The sequence below is a fragment of the Pedobacter rhizosphaerae genome (assembly GCF_900111155.1).
Taxonomy (GTDB): Bacteria; Bacteroidota; Bacteroidia; order Sphingobacteriales; family Sphingobacteriaceae; genus Pedobacter; species Pedobacter rhizosphaerae.
On sequence record NZ_FOGG01000014.1, the window covers coordinates 128,017 to 147,579 of the forward strand.

The window sequence follows — 19,563 nt, forward strand, 5'->3', positions numbered from 1 at the left end:
CCCAAACAGCAGTTATTTATGGAACGCAACCCATGGTTTTAGGTAGCTTAATTTTCGCTCCTCAGCCTGGATTTCCATCCGCAGTTTTTCTACTTTAGAAATTTGCTTGTTAAACCTTTCCAACGCTTTTATGGCATCGTCGCTATCGCTCTTGGCTTTTTTAGACAATTTCTGCATCGCCTTCAGGTCAACAGCCTCGTCAGTTCCCGTTTTTGCACTATTTGCGCTGGTTCTCTCCGCAGAGACCTTTGCATCGCCATTCGTTTCCATAAGCTTCAATCTTAATTTCTCCACCTCCATTTCTTCTTCCGATTCCTTGATTTTCATTTCCAGCACTTCCATGTTGATTTTCAACACACTTACCCTGCTATTTAAAACACCCAGTGAATCTCTTGAAACTTTTGGCGTATACGTTTGAGCTAAAAGTGATAAGCTGAACAATAACAACAAATTCAAAAATAATATTCCTTTCATAACACCTGATTTGCACTGGATCATCCAATTCCAGTGCCCAAAAGAAAACCCTGGCTTACCTGCACTATTTTAATGATTTGGTGGAGCTGAATGGTGTGAGTGTTGATGTTTGGGGAAAATGTTCTACAAACCCATGGCTCGTGGCACACGAGCCATCATAAGTATTAATCATGGTCTGTGTGTCACAGACTATGGGAATTAAGTAATCGAACTATACGGATTATGGTCTGTGTGTCACAGACCATGGTTTTTCAGATTGCGCATTTCTTCTTTGATAACCAAAAGCAATTCATTCGGTCTTTGTGTACCGATAAAATATTCCAGGCCATCGCGGTCTACTAAAACCACTGCATCTTTACCGGAAGAGTAAAAACGGATGGTTCCCTTGGTGTGCAGATTATAAACAGGATTATTAAAAAAGTAACGGCTATAGGTAGCCTTTTTTACTTCAACAATACTTTTCAGATCAATTTTAACACGCTTGGTGGTCCAAAGCCCATCCAATATAACACTACCGTTATCTACAATAATTTTATATTGAATTAAAAACAACAGCAACATAGAAACGCCAATAATCCCAAAACCCACCACCAAAAAAAGATCTTGCGTATTATCGCGATCACGTTCATAAACATAGGCTGCAAAACAGAATGCTGCCATGATCAAACGGATAAATATGCGAACATAATCCCGGCCGATGTATTGTTTTTCGATATAGGCGTATTTACTATCCACTTACTTGATTTTGACTTCGAATATAGCAACTTTTTTCGTTGTAGCCGTTAATTTATATCGGTTATCCTGCCTCATTCCGGCAAGCCAGATAATCTCTCCATTACCATTAACCAATACAGGAATACGGCTTTTCTGGTGTAAAGACACTTTTTCATCAATAAAGAAATCGCTTACTTTCTTGTAGTTGCGCATTCCAAGCGGAATGAAGCGATCCCCATTTTGCCATGTCCTCAATATCAATGGAAATATCAACAGGTCGTTATCTACATAAGCTTTTGCGGGGCTTACTTCAAATTTTATAGTCTCAGAAAAGGATAACGATACTACTTCACCTAAAAACTCAACTTGCTCTGTATTGGGGTGGAGCGTCTGGTAGTGCACAATGGTTGGATCTTTAGCCACTATTACTAATGCATTGCGATCAATAATCGCCTCGTGGGTTTCACTTAAGAAGCGTTTTCCACTTTGGCCATTGAGGTTCATCAATATTTCAGCAACTACAAATTCGGTGAATTTATATGACTTCAGTAATTCAAAAAACAGCAATTTTTGAGGATTCAACTGTTCAATTTCTTTCAGGGCAATGTAGTGACCATCTGCCCTATGCTCAATTAACCTAATTGATAATTTTTCTACCTCCTGGTTTAAGAACATTTCTACTTCCGCAAAGCGGGAAATATTCTCGGTAAAGGTTTTTTCCAGCCTGGGATTAATTTCTGCCAAAGCAGGAACAACAGTATGCCTGATTTTATTTCTGGTATAATCTAAACTTGCATTGGAGCTATCCTCCACAAAGTCCAATTGATTATCATTAATCAGAACCTCAATTTCCGATCGGTTAAGAAAAAGGAGCGGTCTGATTAATTTATCCCGTTTGGGTAAAATACCATGTAAACCGCTAATTCCGGTTCCACGGGTAAGGTTGATCAATACTGTTTCCACTGCATCGTTTTGGTGTTGCGCCAGGGCAATATAATGATACCCATGATTGGCCCTAATCTCTTCAAACCAGGCATAGCGCAAGCTACGGGCAGCCATCTGAGTGGAAATTTTATGTTCTTCCGCATATTTTTTAGTTTCAAAATGCGTTACATAAAAGGGAAGGTTCAAACTTGAGGACAACATTTTAACGAAGTTTTCATCACGCTGCGCCTCCGCCCCCCTTAAATTAAAATTGCAGTGTGCCACTCCGAAAGTAACCCCTATTGCCTTAAAAAGATGCAGCATTAACACCGAGTCTTTACCTCCACTTACCGCCAATAAAATTCGATGGTCTTTATTGAAGAGTGCTTGCTCTCGAATAAAATCCTGAAATTGCTGTAAGGGTAACATCTGTCAAAAATATTTAATTTTAACTGGTATTCCGAACCTTCGGAACAAAAAACTAACTTTGTAACGTGCAAAAACTATTTGTCTTTTTATTTTTCTTGACAGCCCCCTTTTTCCTGTTTGGACAACAGAAGCCATCGAAGATTAAAATTATATCTTCAGAGCAGGTAACAGGCGACCTGAAAAAAAAAATAAACTATCTGAGAAAACCTGTATTCCAACAAGATAACGCAACTTTATCGTGCGACAGTGCTGTTTTTTATAGTGAAAGGAATTATTTCGAGGCTTTCAAAAACGTACACATCAATCAGTTAGCTACCGACATTTACTCCGACCAGCTTGAGTACGATGGAAATAAAAAGCATGCCCACCTTACCGGGAATGTAACCATGAGAGATCCAAAATCCACATTGACCACAAATGTTCTGGATTATAATACCTTAAGCAAAATAGGCACTTATACTACAGGTGGAAAGATTGTGAGCCAGGATGTTACCGTAACCAGTAAAAACGGCTATTATTTCAGCACTACCAGTGATGCTTATTTTAGATATGATGTAGTGGTGCTTACTCCTCAGGTAACTGTAAAATCAGACACCATGCGTTACAACATGGATAGCCACTGGACCTATTTTTATGGGCCTACCAACATAAAAGGCAAAGACGATAATCTCTACACTGAAAATGGCGCTTACAATACCACCTCAGAAGATGCTTATTTTGGAAAGAAAAACCTTTACACCCAAGCAACAAGGTCTCTGAAGGGAGATAGTTTATATTATTACGGCAAGGCTGGTTATGGTAAAGCAGTAAAAAACATTGTTTTTTCTGACACCAAGGATAAGATGAAAATGTTTGGCGATCTGGGGTACTATTATAAGGCAGACCAGCGTACATTAGTAACCAGAAAAGCTTATCTGGGCATAGGCACAGAAGATTCTATCGTAGTTAACAAAAAGAAAAAACCAGATAGTTTATGGCTGGGTGCAGATACTTTAGAAACCCAGATGGTGTTGCAAAAAACATTGAAACTGATTCCTAAAATCTCTATCAAGGCCGACAATGAAGTTGGTGAGGATGATGAAGATGGTGGCAGTAAAGCGAAGAAAGGTGAAGGTGAAGAGGGTGAAACAAAAATAGATCCGAAAGAACTTCGTAAGAGTGCTGAACCGCCGAAAAAGAAAAACGACAGAAAATCCAGGAACAGGAAAGATAAAGGGAAAGCTGAAGAAACTGCCTTAGAGCAGCTCGGCACTGATAGTTTGAAATCAAAAGTCGATTCCTTATCAAAGGATGTAACCAAGCTAAAACCCGATAGTGCTGTAGCTAATTTAAAAAAAGCTAAAGCCGATTCTGTGATGAGCAAAGTAGCCAAATCAACAGCAGATAGCCTGGCTAAAAAAACTGCCGATAAAGCGGGTGCAATTATCAGGAATGCGCCAAAAAGAACTACAGATAGCTTAAAAAAGAATCTCCAAAAGAAGGGACTGAAAGACTCTGTTAATAAGGCAATTGCGGGTTTAAAACCCGGAGCACTAGGTACCGATACCGCCAAGTTCAATCCTGCCGACACCGTTCAAACCCGTATTATTAAGGCTTACCACGGCGTTAAGGTATTTAAAACCAATATACAAGCCAAAACCGATAGTTTGTTTTACACCAGTGCCGATTCTACGCTTCGTTGCTTTATGAATCCCATCATCTGGTCGGAAGGTTCTCAACAGATTGGTGATACCATTTATGTACAACTCAAAAAGAATAAGCTGAATAATTTACAAGCTTTCAGAAATGCCTTTTTGGTTAATACACCTAAAGATTCACTGCGTTTTAACCAGATTAAAGGCCGGTTGATGACAGGCTTTTTTACCGACGGAAAACTCAAAACCCTCTATGTAGACGGAAATGCAGAAAGCATCTATTATACGCAGGACGACAGTACCAAGGTGTACAAGGAGATGAACCAGACCTTAAGCAGCCGGATTAAATTTATTTTTAAGAAGGATGAAAATGCTATTGAAGATATTGTATATATCAAAGGGGTTGAAGGTGCATTAAATCCCGAAAATAAAGTTGCTAAAGACCATGTTTTAAAAGGCTTTTCATGGAAACCTACAGAGCGGCCAAAATCTAAAAAGGATGCCATTGGTTCTGTCGGAAAACCTAAGCCAAAAGCTAAACCTAAGGCAAAAACCCCTCCTGCAACGGTTAAAGCAATAGCAAATCAGAAACCAAGCCCGCAAGCGCCAGTAAAAGCGCCAGTAAAAGCGCCACTCAGTGTAAAAACCCCTATTAGCCAGGATAGTCTAAGTAAGAAAAGTGTGCTACCTAAAACAAACACGGTAAAAGACACCAGTAACTTTGGGATAAAGCCTATTTTGCCAAAAAAAGATACCGTTACAGTTAAAGGAATTAAACAGCAATGAGCGTGTATCAATAAAGATCAATGATCAGCCTGGCACTTCCAATGTAAAATGGGGACAAGTTGTCGAAGAACCTGGTTAAGTGTTATTAGTGCGTTTCGACAAGCTCAAGATGCCAAATTTGAATAGGAATTTAATTTTATGAGACAGTCTGATTGCAATACTATTGTTGCTTTAAAAAATCGATCATCTTTTTCAAAGCAATCGCCCTGTGGCTGATCTTATTTTTCTGTTCCATTTCCATTTCTGCAAAAGTAATATCGTAGCCATCTGGCTGAAAAATCGGATCATACCCAAAACCTTTGGCACCTGTTTTTTCGGTTCTGATTGTTCCTTCAATCACGCCTTCAAAAATATGATTCTCTCCGTTTTGCAACAAAGAAATCACTGTTTTAAAGCGGGCTTTTCTATTGGTTTTATGTTGTAACTTCTCTAAAACCAAAGCAATATTGCGTTCATTATCTCTCGTGCCAGAGTAACGGGCAGAAAATACTCCAGGCTCATTATTGAGCGCCTCAACCTCCAAACCGCTATCGTCTGCAAAACAATCTAACTGGAAATGTTCAACCACGTAAGTACTTTTTTGGGTTGCATTTCCGACGAAAGTATCTGCAGTTTCCGGGATATCTACGAAACAACCAATATCGTCTAAGTTCAATACCTCATATTCTCCGTCAAGGGCAGCGCGAATTTCGGCTGTTTTATTTTTGTTATTGGTTGCGAATACGAGTTTTTTCATGGGTTAATGGGCTAATCGGTGAGGTGGTGAGTTGCTGAATTGGTGAGTGTTTAATTGCTTAATTGTCCAATTGTTTAACTGTTTAGTGGCTTAACTGTTCAACTAGTGGACTGAAACTGCCAATTGCTAACTGAAAACTGAGAACTACTTTATCTTCTGCAGGTTTCCCCAGAGGGATTTTTTAGCGGCAATATCACTATCGAGCTGATGTAAGTTCGGGGCAAATATAATCCTTGTGTTACCATGAACAATTATTTCGTTCTGCCAGGTCAGGTTTAACTTAAGGGAGGCTATTTCCACACCGAATGAAAGCATCAGTTGGGGTTTAAAAAACGTGTAGAATTCTGCAAAATCAGTACCTTGATAATTGGCATAATTGACCAGGGCAAAATCAGGAGTTCCTAAATCTACAGCCTTTACAATTTTGCGTAGAAGCTCGCGTCCCTGTTCGGTACTTACATCGTTCTGGTTATCATTAACCAAAATTAAAACAGAGCGCTTATTTCCACCTAAAAACTTGAAGGTTTTAGGGCTTGCTGGCTCAGCCACAATACTCGGAATCTCGACGTTTTCGGGATAAGGTTTAGCCGGTTTAACCGGCTCAACTTCTGCCTGTGGCGGAATACTAACGGATAAATGCGCTACAACTTCCTTCATGGAGGCGGTAGGTTCTACAGGCAAAACGGCCTCAGCATTAGCAACAAGCGGGATTTGCACGCTTTTATCTTCAACCAAGAAGACCTCTTCGTTAAAAAATAAACGTAAAGCGTTGGCATTGTTGGTAACCTGGTTTTCCATTCGTATTTTTGTTGGATAATAATTTCTGTTAAAATTAGTTAAATATCTTATAATAGCGCCGCTAATTGTTACTTTTATCCCTTAAAATTTATAGACTCATCTGTGTGAGAAAAGCTTACTGCTTATTTATATTCAGCTTTGTTTACAGCATTTCTTTTGCTCAAAATGTAGCCGTTATCAATGGTAAGCCGGTTAACACCAAGGAGTTTTTGTGGGCCTACAAAAAAAGCCATAACGGGAATACCCCTACAGATTATGAAAAGCTGCAGGCCTATTTAAACCTGTATATAAATTTTAAACTTAAAGTTTTGGATGCGAGGGAAATGGGGCTTGACAAAAACACCGAGTACCAGGAAGAGATTAAAACTTATGAGAGTAATTTAGTTGCCCGTAAGAAGGCTGGCGGTAATAAGGATTATGACTATCTGCTAAATGAATATCGCGAAGGCGTACTTATGTTCAATGTTTCTGAACAAAAAATTTGGGACAAGGCACAAAGTGATGAAGCCGCTTTATACGATTTCTACAGTAGAAACAAACAAAAATACAGTAAAGCTTTTAATGAGGTAAGAGGAGATGTGATTGCCGATTACCAATTGAGTTTAGAGGAAAAGTGGCTTAATAGCCTAAAACAGAAGTATCAGGTTAAAATTAATGATAACGAGCTCAAAAAGCTCACCAAACTATAGTTCAGGCTGATTTAATTTCGGCTTTAAGTGCTAAATTTGCAAAATATACAAAATAGAATGAAGAAAGTTTTTTTAGTAGCAACTGCTTTATTAGGCATATGTTTAAACAGTTTTGCCCAAAAGCATACCATTGATAAAGTTGCTGCCGTGGTTGGAAATAACCCCATCCTACTCTCTGAGCTGAATCAACAGTATACCCAATATTTATACCAGGGGAACCCCGCTAATGTAGATATCAGATGCAAAATTTTGCAACAAACATTAACAGAAAAATTACTTAAACAACAAGCCGAAATCGACTCTGTAATGGTTGAGGATAGCCAGGTTGATGATGAGGTGAACAGAAGAATGCGTCAGATGGTGCAACGTGCAGGCGGACAAGATCGTTTAGAGCAGTTTTTGAATAAATCGGTATTGCAATACAAAGACGAGATCAGACCGAACATTAAAGACGGATTGATTGCTCAGAAGATGCAGCAAAAAATTACCGAGAACATTAATGTGACCCCAATGGAAGTAGAAAAATACTTCAAATCGTTGGGAGATAGTCTTCCTGAATTTAACACCGAGGTTGAAGTTGGAGAGGTTGTCTTAAACCCACAATTAACCCGTGCAGAGAAGCAAAGGTTTCGTGATAAAATCGAGGCTTTACGTGCTCGTGTAAAGGCAGGTGAAGATATGGGGGTATTGGCTAAGACCTATTCTGAAGATCCGGGATCGGCAGCAGATGGTGGTGATTATGGTTTTATCGACAGAAATACCATGGTTAAGGAATTTACGGCTTGGGCTTTCAAGCTTAAAGCAGGTGAGCTTTCTCCTGTTTTCGAAACCGAATATGGCTTTCACTTTTTACAGGTATTAGAGCGCAGAGGCGAGCAGGCACACGTTAGACATATCTTGATTATGCCTAAAACAACTCCAGAAAGTTTAACCCGTTTAAAAAACCACGCAGATAGTATTTACAATAACATTATCTCGAAACGATTTAGCTTTGCCGCTGCGGCGAACTTATATTCGGACAATAAAGAAACCAAATACAATGGTGGAATGATGTTGAATGCGCAAGATGTTCAATCCAGATCTACATTTATTCCAGTTGATAAATTAGAGCCTTCTGTGTTTTTAGTTATCGACACCATGAAAGTTGGCGGTATTTCTAAACCAGATCTTTTCACCGCGGCTGATGGTAAACAAGCTTACCGCATTTTGTATTTGAAATCTAAAATAGCGCCACACAAAGCAAACCTGGCACAAGATTTTCCAAAAATTAAAGATGCTGCACAAGCTGACAAAATTAATCGTACCTTAAGCGAGTGGTTTGAGAAACGTCGTGAAACTACTTATATTAAAATTGATGACGAGTTTGATACCTGCCCTGAGTTAAGAATTTGGACAAAACACAACCCCGCAGAAGCAAAATAATTTAAATGCAGTACCAGAACGAAGTAGAAGCTGTTGATGCGCTTCACCAATCATTCAATAGAGTAAAGGCCGAAATTGGCAAAGTAGTAGTTGGTCAGGATGACATCATCAAATCTGTTTTAATTGCTATTTTCAGTAATGGTCATTGCCTTTTGGTAGGTGTACCAGGCTTAGCCAAAACATTACTCGTTCAAACTGTTGCTGCTGTTCTCGATCTGGATTTTAACAGGATTCAATTTACCCCTGATTTAATGCCCAGCGATATTATTGGCGCTGAGATTTTAGGAGAAGACAGGCACTTTAAGTTTATTAAAGGTCCTGTTTTTTCCAATATAATTCTTGCAGATGAGATTAACCGTACGCCGCCTAAAACACAAGCTGCGCTACTAGAAGCCATGCAAGAAAAAGCCGTTACTGCTGCGGGCCAAACGCACCGCTTACCCCAGCCTTTTTTTGTTTTGGCTACCCAGAATCCAATTGAGCAAGAGGGAACCTATCCCCTACCAGAAGCTCAGTTAGACCGTTTTATGTTTCATATTCAACTTAATTATCCTGCCTTTGCAGATGAGTTGAATATAGTAAGAAATACTACCAGCAATAAAGCCATTAAACTCGAAAAAATCATTCATGCGGATGATATCCAATACTTCCAAAAATTGATTCGTGATATCCCGGTTACCGACAACGTTTTAGAATATGCGGTTAAACTTGCGGCAAAAACACGTCCCAATACCGAGTATGCAACCGAGGCTGTAAATAAATACATCAGTTGGGGAGCAGGCCCACGTGCATCGCAATTTTTAGTGCTTGGCGCCAAATGTCACGCGGCCATTTCCGGCAAATACGCACCAGACATCGAAGATGTAAAAGCTATCGCTGAACCTATCCTACGCCACCGTATTGTTCGCAATTACCGTGCAGAGGCAGAGGGCTTATCCATTGAAAAAATCATCAAAGATCTGCTTTAATCAAGAAATAGATTGCGGGTTAATATGTAAGATGGCTTGATGGAAGATGGACTCTTTTTGTCCGTGAAAAACTTTGATCCCCCTGGTTCGTGGCCCACGTACCAGTTTTGATGTAAAAATAACCACCCCCGCCTACGCACATTCTCGCACACCCCCTCCTTGAAAAGTAGGGGAGTTGGATTTTTGATACTTTGAATGAGCTTATCTTGGCGTACTTTGTGCCATCCCTTGGCGTCCTTTGCGGTTAGATATAACTAAGGTGCCTTAGGTGGTTAATTAACCCACTACTCAACAAACTTTAAGTCGCTCCGTACAGGGAAGTGATCCGATAACTTGGCTTGCGTAATTTTGTAGTTAAGTACCTCGAGCTCTTTGGATGTGGCAATATAATCTATCTGGAAGTTCGGGAATTTGCCATTATAGGTTTTACCAAAGCCAGATCCCTGCTTAATAAATGCATTATTAAGTCCTTTGGTTATTTGTGTGACCACATAGGAGGCAGGAGTATCATTGAAATCTCCCGCGATAAGGTAAGGGGTTTTACATGAGGCCATTTCTTTCTTCATGATATCTACCTGTCCGCTACGCTTTAAAAAAGCATTCTTCAACATCCTTAAGATACGTTTAGAGGGTTGAAGTTCGGTATTCATTTCTTTCACTTTATCCAGGTATTCATAATCTTGTTTTTCGAAAGAAATAGATTGAAAGTGGACATTGTAAACCCTTAAAGTTCTTCCTTTCACCGCAAGATCAACGTATATACTCATGTTTCCCTGAACTCCTTCCAAGAAAGGAATAGACCCCGTGTTTTTAATGGGATACCTGGAAAAAATGGCCAGCCCCATGGCCTCGTAATCATTTTTATTGGTTGGAACAAAATAGTAATGTTTGCTCTTCAGGATTTTCTTCAGGCTATCTACAATATCAAATGGGCCTTTGTATCGGGTAAAAAACTCCTGAAAGCAGATGATATCCGGGTTTTGATCTTTAACCACTTGAAGCATTTTTTCTTTAACAGATTCATCATTTTCACCGCCATAAAGTTTGAAATTGTGAACGTTATAGGTCATCATTCTAATGCTGTTATCAACCTTCTCGGCAGTACCTTCATTTCCGTTTAATGAGAAGGTAGCTTTTAAGGTTTTAGAACCAATGGCGATAATAACAATGGTAGCAAGAGCGAAGATCCATTTCTTACTGATGAGCCACCAGGCTAAAAAGATGATATTAGCTAATAGGACAAAAGGATATGCTAAGCCAAAAAAAGCGATAATCGCATGTTGTCTGGGGTCCATACCACCGGCCAATGTACCCATTATTAAAGCAATGGCTAATACAACTGCAACGGGCAGAATCAGTTTATCCAAGAAATTATATTTCTTTTTTTGAGCCATTAATCTTTACTTGCTTTAAACAGTTTTTCTTTTTCGCTTGCGGTTAATTTATCATAGCCGGAGGTCGAGATTTTATCTAAAATAGCATCTATCTCTTGTTGCGATACGCCTTTAAATTCTTGCTTTTTCCCAGGCTTTTCGTTTCTCACCACCCGCATTTTAGGTTTACGTTCAAAAATCTTGCTCCAGTCTCTGCCACTTTGCAAACTTTTAATATACAGGAAGCCTAGTAATCCACCGCCGATATGGGCAAAGTTTCCGCCAGCATTTCCGCCGCTGATGGATATAAAGTTGATGATAAAGTAAGCCAGGGCAATCCATTTGATTTTAACCTCTCCAAAAAATAAAAGCATGAGGGTGTAATTGGGAACAAGGGTGGCAGTGGCGAAAATGATGGCCATTACCGCCGCAGAGGCACCAATAATATAAGTCTGAGGCAATTCATCAGCGAAAACGGGAAAAATATTAAGTGCTGCAACAGCAAATAACCCACCTACTATCCCTCCGGCAAGGAAAACAACATGAAACTGCCTGCTCTTAAGAAAGTTCATGAAGATGCTGCCGAACCAGAAAAGTCCCAGCATATTGAATAGGATGTGGAAGATATCTGCATGAAAGAACATGTAGGTAAGCACGGTATAAAATCGTTCGGGTAGCGCGGAGAAGCTAGCCGGAAGTGCCAGATAATTTCTGATAAAGGCATCGATACCTAAATCAGTTCTGCCCAGCCAGGCAATTAAACCCAAAATGGCGGTAACCAGGAATATAATAACGTTGATCCCGATGTAAAAGTAAATGGGATTTCCTGATTGAAAAATCTTAAATTTTAAGTCTTTAAAAATGCTGTTATTCATAAAGCGTGTAAAATGTATCGTTTTTGTCTTTCCAAATTTTTACCAGTATAAAACCGATTAAAGCACCTCCGAGGTGAGCATAGTGCGCTATCGAATCGCCTTGAATCTGTGCGACACCCAAAGATAGTTCAACTAAAATATAAACTGGTATAATGTATTTGGCTTTTACTGGAACTGGGATAAACATGATGAGTAATTCCGCATTGGGATATAGCATTCCGAAAGCTACTAAGAGGCCGAAGATGGCACCAGAGGCACCTACCATGGGTGTGGTGTAGATGTCAATTAATTTTCCAATTTGTTCATTATCCAATCCTTTAACATTTGCCCGCACCATACTCGTTCCAAAATCTACCGATACAGCCTGTGGATTAAATATTGACCCGGTTAGTTGATACGTTTCAAAAGCTTGTACACCTAATTGGAGTGCTAATGCCCCTAAGCCGGTAATGAGGTAGAAAATGATGAATTTTTTCATACCCCAACGACTTTCTAACAATGTACCAAAAGAATAGAGGGCAAACATGTTGAAGAAAATATGTGCCCATCCGCCATGCATAAACATATAGGTGATGGGTTGCCATGGTTTTGCTAAGGGAGAATCAAAATAAAATGCACCCAAGACATACTCTAATCTTGTTCCTTGCGATTGAAAATATAATGTCGCAATAAAAAATAAGATGTTTATAATCAGTAAATTTTTAACTACTGGTGGGATATATATATTGTTCATTTAATTAGTATCAAGTATCAAGACCAGCTTGTTTAACTGCTGAATCGTTTAATTGTTTAACTGTTGCTTTAACGTTACACTGGCCTTTCCATTTCTGCTCTTTTTCACCATCAAGAAGTTAACTTGAGTAAGGGTTTACTCTTTCTCCCTTGCTCTTTTCGCTTTTTATTTCAAGAATCCGACTCTGGACTTAGGACTCAGGACTCCAGACTAAAAACCCCAAACTACTTCTCAAACTTCTTATCCAGTTCTGCTAAGGTAATGGTTTGGATAATCGGTTTTCCTGTTACGCTAAAGTTAGGGGTTTTACAAGCAAATAACTCATCAATCAAGGTGTTCATCTCTTCTTGTCCCAAATTTGTACCCGCTTTGATCGCACTGTTCTTGGCTAAGCTTCTGGCTAAACTATCTCTCTTACTCAGTTTCAGTTCCTGTTGCGAATTTTTAAATCCTTCTATTAATTGTTCAAATAATTGTGTTTCATTGATCTTACTGCTACCTAAATCAACAGGAACACCTTCTACCACCAACGTATTTTTACCAAATTCCCGTACATCAAAGCCTAAACTTTTTATGTCTTCGAGTAAACTTTTTGCCAATTCAAAATCATGGGCATTAAGGGTAATGGTTTGCGGAAACAAGCTTTGTTGTGATGCACCTTTACGATCTTCAAGATGTACGAGAAAACGCTCATAAAGGATGCGCTCATGTGCCATTTGTTGATCAATAACCATTAAACCCGATTTAATCTGTGAAACAATATAGCGGTTGTGAAGTTGCATATATTGTTTTTGCTTTGTTTCTAAAATGGCATCATCGGCAGCGTAAATAGCTGTTTGCTCTATTACCGGCTCCTGGGTAATCTCATAAAGTGAACCCCAGTTTTTGGTGCTGGCCTTAGGTTCATATCCTCTGGCGGGGGCACTGTAATTAGTAGGAGAACTCGTGCTTTCTGCTGCAAAAGGATTAAAATCCGGGTTGAAGTTGATGCTTGGCGGCACAATGTCTTCAACAGCCTTTGGCGAAATCATATTGCTAAAGCCTGTTTCCTGATCAAAATCCAGCGTTGGTGAAATGTTATACCTTCCAATGGAACGCTTTACCGCCGATTTTAAAATGGCATAAATAGATTTTTCATCTAAATACTTGATTTCTGTTTTAGTTGGATGCACGTTTACATCAATCTTGGCAGGATCAATTTCTATAAAAAGCACATAAAGCGGATAACTATCGTCTGGCAACAAATCTTCAAAAGCAGAACTCACCGCATGGTTGAGGTAAGAATCTTTGATAAAACGATTGTTTACAAAGAAGAACTGCTCTCCGCGGGTTTTCTTGGCGAAGGCAGGCTTGCCAATATATCCTTTTAAATTGATGATGGTTGTTTCTTCCTCTACAGGAACCAAACGTTCATTATAATTATTACCAAAAAGGTGTACAATACGTTGTTTTAAATTTCCTTTAGGGAGGTTAAAAACCTCCACGCCATCGTGGTGTAAACTAAAGAAAATACCTGGATGGGCCAAAGCCACACGTTGAAATTCATCGAGCACGTGGCGCATTTCTACCGGATTACTCTTTAAGAAATTCCTGCGTGCAGGCGTATTATAAAACAGATTTTTAATGGCAATTTGCGTTCCCGCTGGCGTAGCTACAGGCTCCTGATTAATCACCTGCGAACCTTCAACAGAAATGCAGGTACCAATTTCATCTTCATGCCTGCGGGTTTTCATCTCTACCTGGGCGATGGCGGCAATAGAAGCCATAGCTTCACCACGGAAACCCATGGTACGTATGGCAAACAGATCTTCAGCTTTTTTAACCTTCGAGGTAGCATGACGTTCAAAGCACATGCGTGCATCGGTAACACTCATACCACAACCATTATCTATAATTTGGATGAGCGCTTTACCTGCATCTTTGATGACCAGTTGAATCTTATCTGCTCCGGCATCAATCGAATTTTCGAGTAATTCCTTTACTGCAGAAGCAGGGCGTTGAACCACTTCTCCAGCAGCAATTTGATTGGCAACCGCATCAGGCAATAATTGGATTATATCAGTCATGTATTAGGGCAATGTGAATTCGCTAAATTAGGCAAAATAAGACAAAAGGCCCCCGTTTGTGCAAAACTCAACATGTAAATGACTGTTAACTATCATAATAAAACGATTGGCGTATAAATGACGTAAAAATGTTTTCTTTCAAATTAAGGGCCAACGCTATTTTTGCAGTAAATGTTAACGCAAATGAAATTAGCCGAGAAAATTAAACAACTGCGCAATCAAAAAGGTTTTAGTCAGGATGATCTTGCCCAACAATCTGGTTTAAGTTTAAGAACCATTCAAAGAATTGAGCAGGATGAAACCATTCCCAGAGGACATACCTTAAAGCAGATCGCCAGTGCATTAGCGGTTGAAGTAGATACCTTTACCCTCAACGCAGATAAGGAGGAAGATGGAAACGCCAATGTATTTAACCTGTTGGCTTTAAGCTTCATCATTTTCCCATTGTTGGGGCTGCTTTTGCCATTATTGATCTTCATTGTAAAAAAGGATCGAACAGCATATGAAGATGAAACAGCAAAGCGGGTAGTTAATTTTCAGGGCACATGGAGTTTACTGGTGTTTTTGCTTTACAGCTGTGCAACTGTGTTTAAGCTATTGCACATGGGTTACTTTCCCTATCTTTTATACTGCATCGGGTTGCTTTATATTGGAAACCTGATTTTTATCCTGATCAATATTGTTCGCACCACACAATTCAAAACCGTATTTTATCAACCGGCCATTGCTTTTTTTAAGCTTTAGTACACCAAAATTATTACAGACTAATTTATGGTTTTAGATAAAGGGAGTAAGTACATTTTTCTATCTTTATCCATATGAAATCCTTTTTATTTGCTGCTTTTCTGTTGATTATTTTTTCATCCTGTAATAAAAAAGAAGCAGATGTAATTGTTTACCATGCAAAGGTTTACACGGTGAATAATAATTTTGATATGGTAGAAGCTTTTGCCGTAAAAGATGGGAAGATTATCGCTACCGGTACAACCGAAGAAATTAAGCGCGAATACCAGGGCAAAGCAGAAATAGATGCTGAAGGAAAGGCTGTTTATCCCGGATTTATTGATGCCCATGCTCACTTTTTTGGATATGGACAAAGTCTGCAAACCGCAGATTTAAGAGGAACGAAATCCTGGGAAGAGGTATGTCAAAGATTAGCCGATTTCGCAAAAAGTCACCCCAATGGCTGGTTAATTGGTAATGGCTGGGATCAAAACGATTGGGCAGACAAATCTTTTCCAACCAATGAAAAACTGAATGCCATATTCGCTAACCGACCGGTTTTTTTAAGCCGGATAGATGGTCATGCGGCAATTGCCAATCAGAAAGCCCTGGATGAAGCTGAAATAAAGCAGGCACAATCCTTAAAAGGAGGAGATATGCTGGTTAAAAACGGAAAACTTACCGGGGTGCTTATCGATAATGCCGTTGCACTGGTAGAACATAAAATTCCAAGTCCGGATGCTGCTTTGGCAGAGAAAATACTTCATGATGCCGAACAGAATTGCTTTGCTGCAGGCTTAACAACAATAGATGATTGTGGCCTGGATTGGCGTGTGGTAGAGTTTATCGAAAAGCTACAACAGGATAAGAAGCTTAAAATGCGCCTTTATATTATGCTGTCAGATCAGGCAGAAAATTATAAATATCTTTTTAACAGAGGTACAATTAAGACTGATCGGCTCCATGTAAGGGCGTTTAAGGTTTATGCAGATGGTGCCCTGGGCTCTCGTGGTGCCTGTTTGTTAAAGCCGTACACCGATATGCCAGAAAAGAGCGGCTTTTTGTTGAGCGACGAAAAACACTTTGAAGAGGTTGCCGCACAAATTGCTAAAAACAACTTTCAAATGTGTACCCATGCCATTGGCGATTCGGCCAATCGGGTAATGCTTAAAATTTACAACCGTATTTTAAAAGGGAAGAACGATAAGCGCTGGCGGATTGAGCATGCCCAGGTGGTAAACCAGCAAGATTTCGATCTCTTCGGAAAAGCGAGTATTGTTCCCTCTGTTCAACCTACTCACGCTACTTCCGATATGTATTGGGGGGGCCAGCGTTTAGGCGTACAAAGATTAAAAGATGCCTATGCTTACAAACAATTGTTAAAGCAAAACGGTTGGATACCCTTAGGTACAGATTTCCCTGTTGAAAACATAAGTCCGATTTTAACGTTTTATGCAGCAACGGTGAGGGCAGATGCAAAAGGCTTCCCGCAAGGCGGATTTCAAATGGAAAATGCACTTACACCTAAAGAAGCATTAAAAGGAATGACCATTTGGGCAGCCAAGGCCAATTTTGAGGAGCAGGAAAAGGGAAGCATAGAAGTAGGAAAGCTGGCAGATTTCGTCATCCTTGATACCGATATTTTAACATCAACACCACAAAACATATTAAAAACCAAAGTTTTAAAAACCTACCTGAACGGAGAAAAAGTATATGAAGCGAAATAGATTGTTCATTATTGCTGCGGCGAGTTTCTTTAATATTTTATGCCTTGCCGCCTGCGCACAAGATCATACCCAAAACGAAAAAAAGCTATCCATTACCAATGCCATCACCAGTACTACAGTCTTGTTGAATAATCAAGACTCGATTATACCCTTGCGTACGTTAGACAAGAAAAACATCGCATCTGTTGGCCTGAGCTTTGCCTATAGCTCGGTTTTTGATAGTCTGGCCAATAAGTATGACAAAGTAACGGCTTTCTCAGCAGATGCATACAAAGACAGTGTTAACCTGAACGATCTGGAAGACGACCTTAAGTACTACAATACCATCATCGTTTCCATTGATGATCAAAACGTGAATAAGACTAAGTATATCAATTTCATCAACAGCATTAGCAAGAATAAATCGGTTATTGTGGCATATTTTGGCAACGGACCAGGGTTAAAATCATTCGATCTGCTACAAGTGCCCATTGTGTGGACAGCTCAGCACACGGCTGATGCAGCAGCAATTATACCTCAATATATTTTTGGGGGAATAGCGGCAACAAATAAACTTACAACAGCTTTCTCTGCAAAATATACCGCTGGATCGGGTTTTACGACTAAAGTTACCCGATTAAAATATACTGTTCCGGAAGATGCGGGGATAAATTCAAATCAGCTGAAAGAAATTGATGCGATTGCTTCAGAGGCGATAACTCAGCGGGCTACACCAGGATTAGTGGTATTGGTAGCCAAAGACGGAAAAGTAATTTTTAATAAAGCATATGGCAACCATACTTACGATACCAATGTGCCGGATAAGGTAACTGATATTTTCGACCTGGCTTCGGTAACTAAAGTGACGGCAACTACGCCTTCGGTAATGCGCCTCTTTGAAGAGGGGAAGCTTAAGTTGGATACCAATATTGGCGCTTATATTCCAAAGGCCAGGACTTCTCCGATGAATAACATTCAGGTACGAGAGGTGATGCTGCACCAGGCTGGATTTATTCCTTACATTCCTTTTCATGATTATGTAAAAACAGGCGATTATAGTCGCGACTCTTCAGCAGCTTATCCAACCAAGGTAGCCGACAACTATTACATCAAGAAAGATTTCTTTAAAAACTTTATGTGGCCTAAAATGTTGAATTCGCCTATCAGAACCCGGGGGAAATATGTGTATAGTGATATTAGTATGTACGTGATGAAGGATATTGTGGAGCACATCAGTGAAGAACCCCTAGATCAATATACTTATGAGAATTTCTATAAACCACTGGGGATGCAAACTGCTGGATTTTTACCTCGCAACCGTTTTAAAGCTGAGCAGATTATTCCTACAGAAGATGATAAGTATTTCAGAAAAACTTTATTGGTAGGCTATGTGCATGATCAGGGCGCTGCATTGGCAGGAGGAATTTCAGGGCATGCAGGGCTATTTTCTAGTGCCAACGATTTAGCCATTATTTATCAGATGCTTTTAAACAGGGGTACCTATGGCGGAGAAGAATATTTTAAGCCGCAAACCGTAGATATGTTTACTTCCAAGCAATCGAATGTAAGCAGAAGAGGATTAGGATTTGATCGCTGGGATCCCGACACCACCAAACATTATCCATCAGATCTGGCCTCACCTCAAACTTATGGCCATACGGGCTATACAGGTACCTGCGTTTGGGTAGATCCCTCGCGTGGTTTGGTTTATATATTTTTATCTAACAGGGTTAATCCTACCGTTAGCGATAAATTATCGAACCTAAAAATCAGGGGTAGAATTCAAGATGTGGTAAATAGGGCGATTGATGAATCGAAGAAATAAGAGAATTAACCACAGAGAAAAAAGAGATTTGCACCGAGCACACAGAGATATTCATTATAGAGCATAATGCAATCAACAATCAGCCACGGAAACACAGAATACACGGAAAACTTTTCATACCAAGTTAGTACGCTCGCAGCTCCCCTCCTTTTTTCAAGGAGGGGGCGGGAAGGTACGTGTCTTCCCGATATGAAATTGTGACAAGTAGTCGAAGACCTTCTTAATAAGTCGAAAACTAAAATGGATTACCCTTCGACAGGCTAAGGATGACAATCCAGTTTAGTTTTCTCCTTAAGTTAATAGCATTTTTCTAATGGTTGGTGTCTGCACCATAAGTGTTCGGAAGATCACTTTGGGGGAATTTTAAGTAATAAATCTACTTTATTAGGATCACCACCACATAAGGCCACAATATCTTTCATCAATAATTTTTCCAGCTCATTCAAGAAGTGTTGTTTCATGATTTTATATCCTTTCAGCCCATTAATTTCTTTATAGGTTAATAGGAGTGTTGCGGCAATCATGGTAGTGTAAAGTACTACCATGATGCCATTTTCACTTCTGTTTATTAGATGGCTGAAATTTAATTCCTGTTTGAGGAATTTGAAAAAGATTTCAATATCCCATCTGCTTTTGTATAACAGGGTAATATCTATTGCACTTAAGTCTAGGATATTAGTGATGAAGG

At 39.6% G+C, this 19,563-nt stretch carries 17 protein-coding genes; 7 read left to right on the forward strand and 10 right to left on the reverse strand.

What is annotated here, in order from left to right:
- Positions 1-12: 12 nt before the first annotated feature.
- The 3 genes from BMX11_RS12995 to tilS all read right to left on the reverse strand — a co-directional run bounded on the left by BMX11_RS12995 (position 13) and on the right by tilS (position 2,541).
- Complete coding sequence (locus tag BMX11_RS12995; RefSeq protein WP_139180182.1) at positions 13-474, reverse strand: hypothetical protein; 462 nt, start codon at positions 472-474, stop codon at positions 13-15.
- Between the two features lie 234 nt (positions 475-708).
- On the reverse strand, positions 709-1,209 hold the full coding sequence (locus tag BMX11_RS13000; protein ID WP_090884956.1) for a hypothetical protein: 501 nt from the start codon (positions 1,207-1,209) through the stop codon (positions 709-711).
- The gene (gene tilS / locus BMX11_RS13005) at positions 1,210-2,541 is read right to left on the reverse strand and encodes a tRNA lysidine(34) synthetase TilS (protein ID WP_090884958.1); all 1,332 of its coding nucleotides are present in this window, start codon (positions 2,539-2,541) and stop codon (positions 1,210-1,212) included.
- Positions 2,542-2,606: 65 nt separating this feature from the next.
- On the opposite strand from tilS, the gene BMX11_RS13010 reads away from it, so the two are divergent.
- Positions 2,607-4,961, forward strand: a complete 2,355-nt coding sequence (locus BMX11_RS13010) for an OstA-like protein (RefSeq protein ID WP_090884961.1) — start codon at positions 2,607-2,609, stop codon at positions 4,959-4,961.
- Positions 4,962-5,121: 160 nt separating this feature from the next.
- Here the strand turns inward: BMX11_RS13010 and BMX11_RS13015 are convergent, their stop codons facing one another.
- Positions 5,122-5,697 (reverse strand): non-canonical purine NTP diphosphatase, encoded by a 576-nt coding sequence (locus tag BMX11_RS13015; protein ID WP_090884963.1) that lies wholly within the window; start codon positions 5,695-5,697, stop codon positions 5,122-5,124.
- A gap of 144 nt (positions 5,698-5,841) precedes the next feature.
- Positions 5,842-6,495, reverse strand: a complete 654-nt coding sequence (locus BMX11_RS13020; RefSeq protein ID WP_090884965.1) for a hypothetical protein — start codon at positions 6,493-6,495, stop codon at positions 5,842-5,844.
- 104 nt (positions 6,496-6,599) lie between these two features.
- Between BMX11_RS13020 and BMX11_RS13025 the strand changes: the two genes are divergently transcribed.
- The 3 genes from BMX11_RS13025 to BMX11_RS13035 are packed head-to-tail and all read left to right on the forward strand — an operon-like array spanning position 6,600 to position 9,574.
- Positions 6,600-7,184 carry a hypothetical protein gene (locus tag BMX11_RS13025; protein ID WP_090884966.1) on the forward strand — a complete coding sequence of 195 codons (585 nt, stop codon included), beginning with the start codon at positions 6,600-6,602 and terminating at the stop codon, positions 7,182-7,184.
- A gap of 45 nt (positions 7,185-7,229) precedes the next feature.
- Positions 7,230-8,606 (forward strand): peptidylprolyl isomerase, encoded by a 1,377-nt coding sequence (locus tag BMX11_RS13030; protein ID WP_262502419.1) that lies wholly within the window; start codon positions 7,230-7,232, stop codon positions 8,604-8,606.
- 5 nt (positions 8,607-8,611) lie between these two features.
- A complete protein-coding gene (locus BMX11_RS13035; RefSeq protein WP_090884970.1) occupies positions 8,612-9,574 on the forward strand; it encodes an AAA family ATPase in 963 nt (320 codons plus the stop codon).
- A 284-nt stretch (positions 9,575-9,858) separates the two neighbouring features.
- On the opposite strand, the gene BMX11_RS13040 is transcribed toward BMX11_RS13035, so the two are convergent.
- The 4 genes from BMX11_RS13040 to mutL form a co-directional block, all read right to left on the reverse strand.
- On the reverse strand, positions 9,859-10,968 hold the full coding sequence (locus BMX11_RS13040) for an endonuclease/exonuclease/phosphatase family protein (protein WP_090884972.1): 1,110 nt from the start codon (positions 10,966-10,968) through the stop codon (positions 9,859-9,861).
- Positions 10,968-11,822, reverse strand: a complete 855-nt coding sequence (locus BMX11_RS13045) for a rhomboid family intramembrane serine protease (protein ID WP_090884974.1) — start codon at positions 11,820-11,822, stop codon at positions 10,968-10,970. The genes BMX11_RS13040 and BMX11_RS13045 overlap by 1 nt, the downstream gene beginning before the upstream one ends.
- Positions 11,815-12,555 carry a rhomboid family intramembrane serine protease gene (locus BMX11_RS13050; RefSeq protein WP_175474556.1) on the reverse strand — a complete coding sequence of 247 codons (741 nt, stop codon included), beginning with the start codon at positions 12,553-12,555 and terminating at the stop codon, positions 11,815-11,817. The genes BMX11_RS13045 and BMX11_RS13050 overlap by 8 nt, the downstream gene beginning before the upstream one ends.
- A gap of 224 nt (positions 12,556-12,779) precedes the next feature.
- The gene (mutL, locus tag BMX11_RS13055) at positions 12,780-14,621 is read right to left on the reverse strand and encodes a DNA mismatch repair endonuclease MutL (RefSeq protein WP_090884976.1); all 1,842 of its coding nucleotides are present in this window, start codon (positions 14,619-14,621) and stop codon (positions 12,780-12,782) included.
- A 183-nt stretch (positions 14,622-14,804) separates the two neighbouring features.
- Here mutL and BMX11_RS13060 point away from each other — a divergent pair, with 183 nt between their 5' ends.
- The 3 genes from BMX11_RS13060 to BMX11_RS13070 all read left to right on the forward strand — a co-directional run bounded on the left by BMX11_RS13060 (position 14,805) and on the right by BMX11_RS13070 (position 18,875).
- On the forward strand, positions 14,805-15,365 hold the full coding sequence (locus BMX11_RS13060) for a magnetosome magnetite crystal formation protein family (protein ID WP_175474557.1): 561 nt from the start codon (positions 14,805-14,807) through the stop codon (positions 15,363-15,365).
- A 74-nt stretch (positions 15,366-15,439) separates the two neighbouring features.
- Positions 15,440-17,071, forward strand: a complete 1,632-nt coding sequence (locus BMX11_RS13065; protein WP_090884980.1) for an amidohydrolase — start codon at positions 15,440-15,442, stop codon at positions 17,069-17,071.
- Positions 17,058-18,875 (forward strand): serine hydrolase domain-containing protein, encoded by a 1,818-nt coding sequence (locus BMX11_RS13070; RefSeq protein ID WP_090884982.1) that lies wholly within the window; start codon positions 17,058-17,060, stop codon positions 18,873-18,875. The genes BMX11_RS13065 and BMX11_RS13070 overlap by 14 nt, the downstream gene beginning before the upstream one ends.
- A gap of 347 nt (positions 18,876-19,222) precedes the next feature.
- Here the strand turns inward: BMX11_RS13070 and BMX11_RS24670 are convergent, their stop codons facing one another.
- On the reverse strand, positions 19,223-19,558 hold the full coding sequence (locus BMX11_RS24670; RefSeq protein ID WP_317040116.1) for a transposase: 336 nt from the start codon (positions 19,556-19,558) through the stop codon (positions 19,223-19,225).
- Between the last annotated feature and the right edge of the window lie 5 nt (positions 19,559-19,563).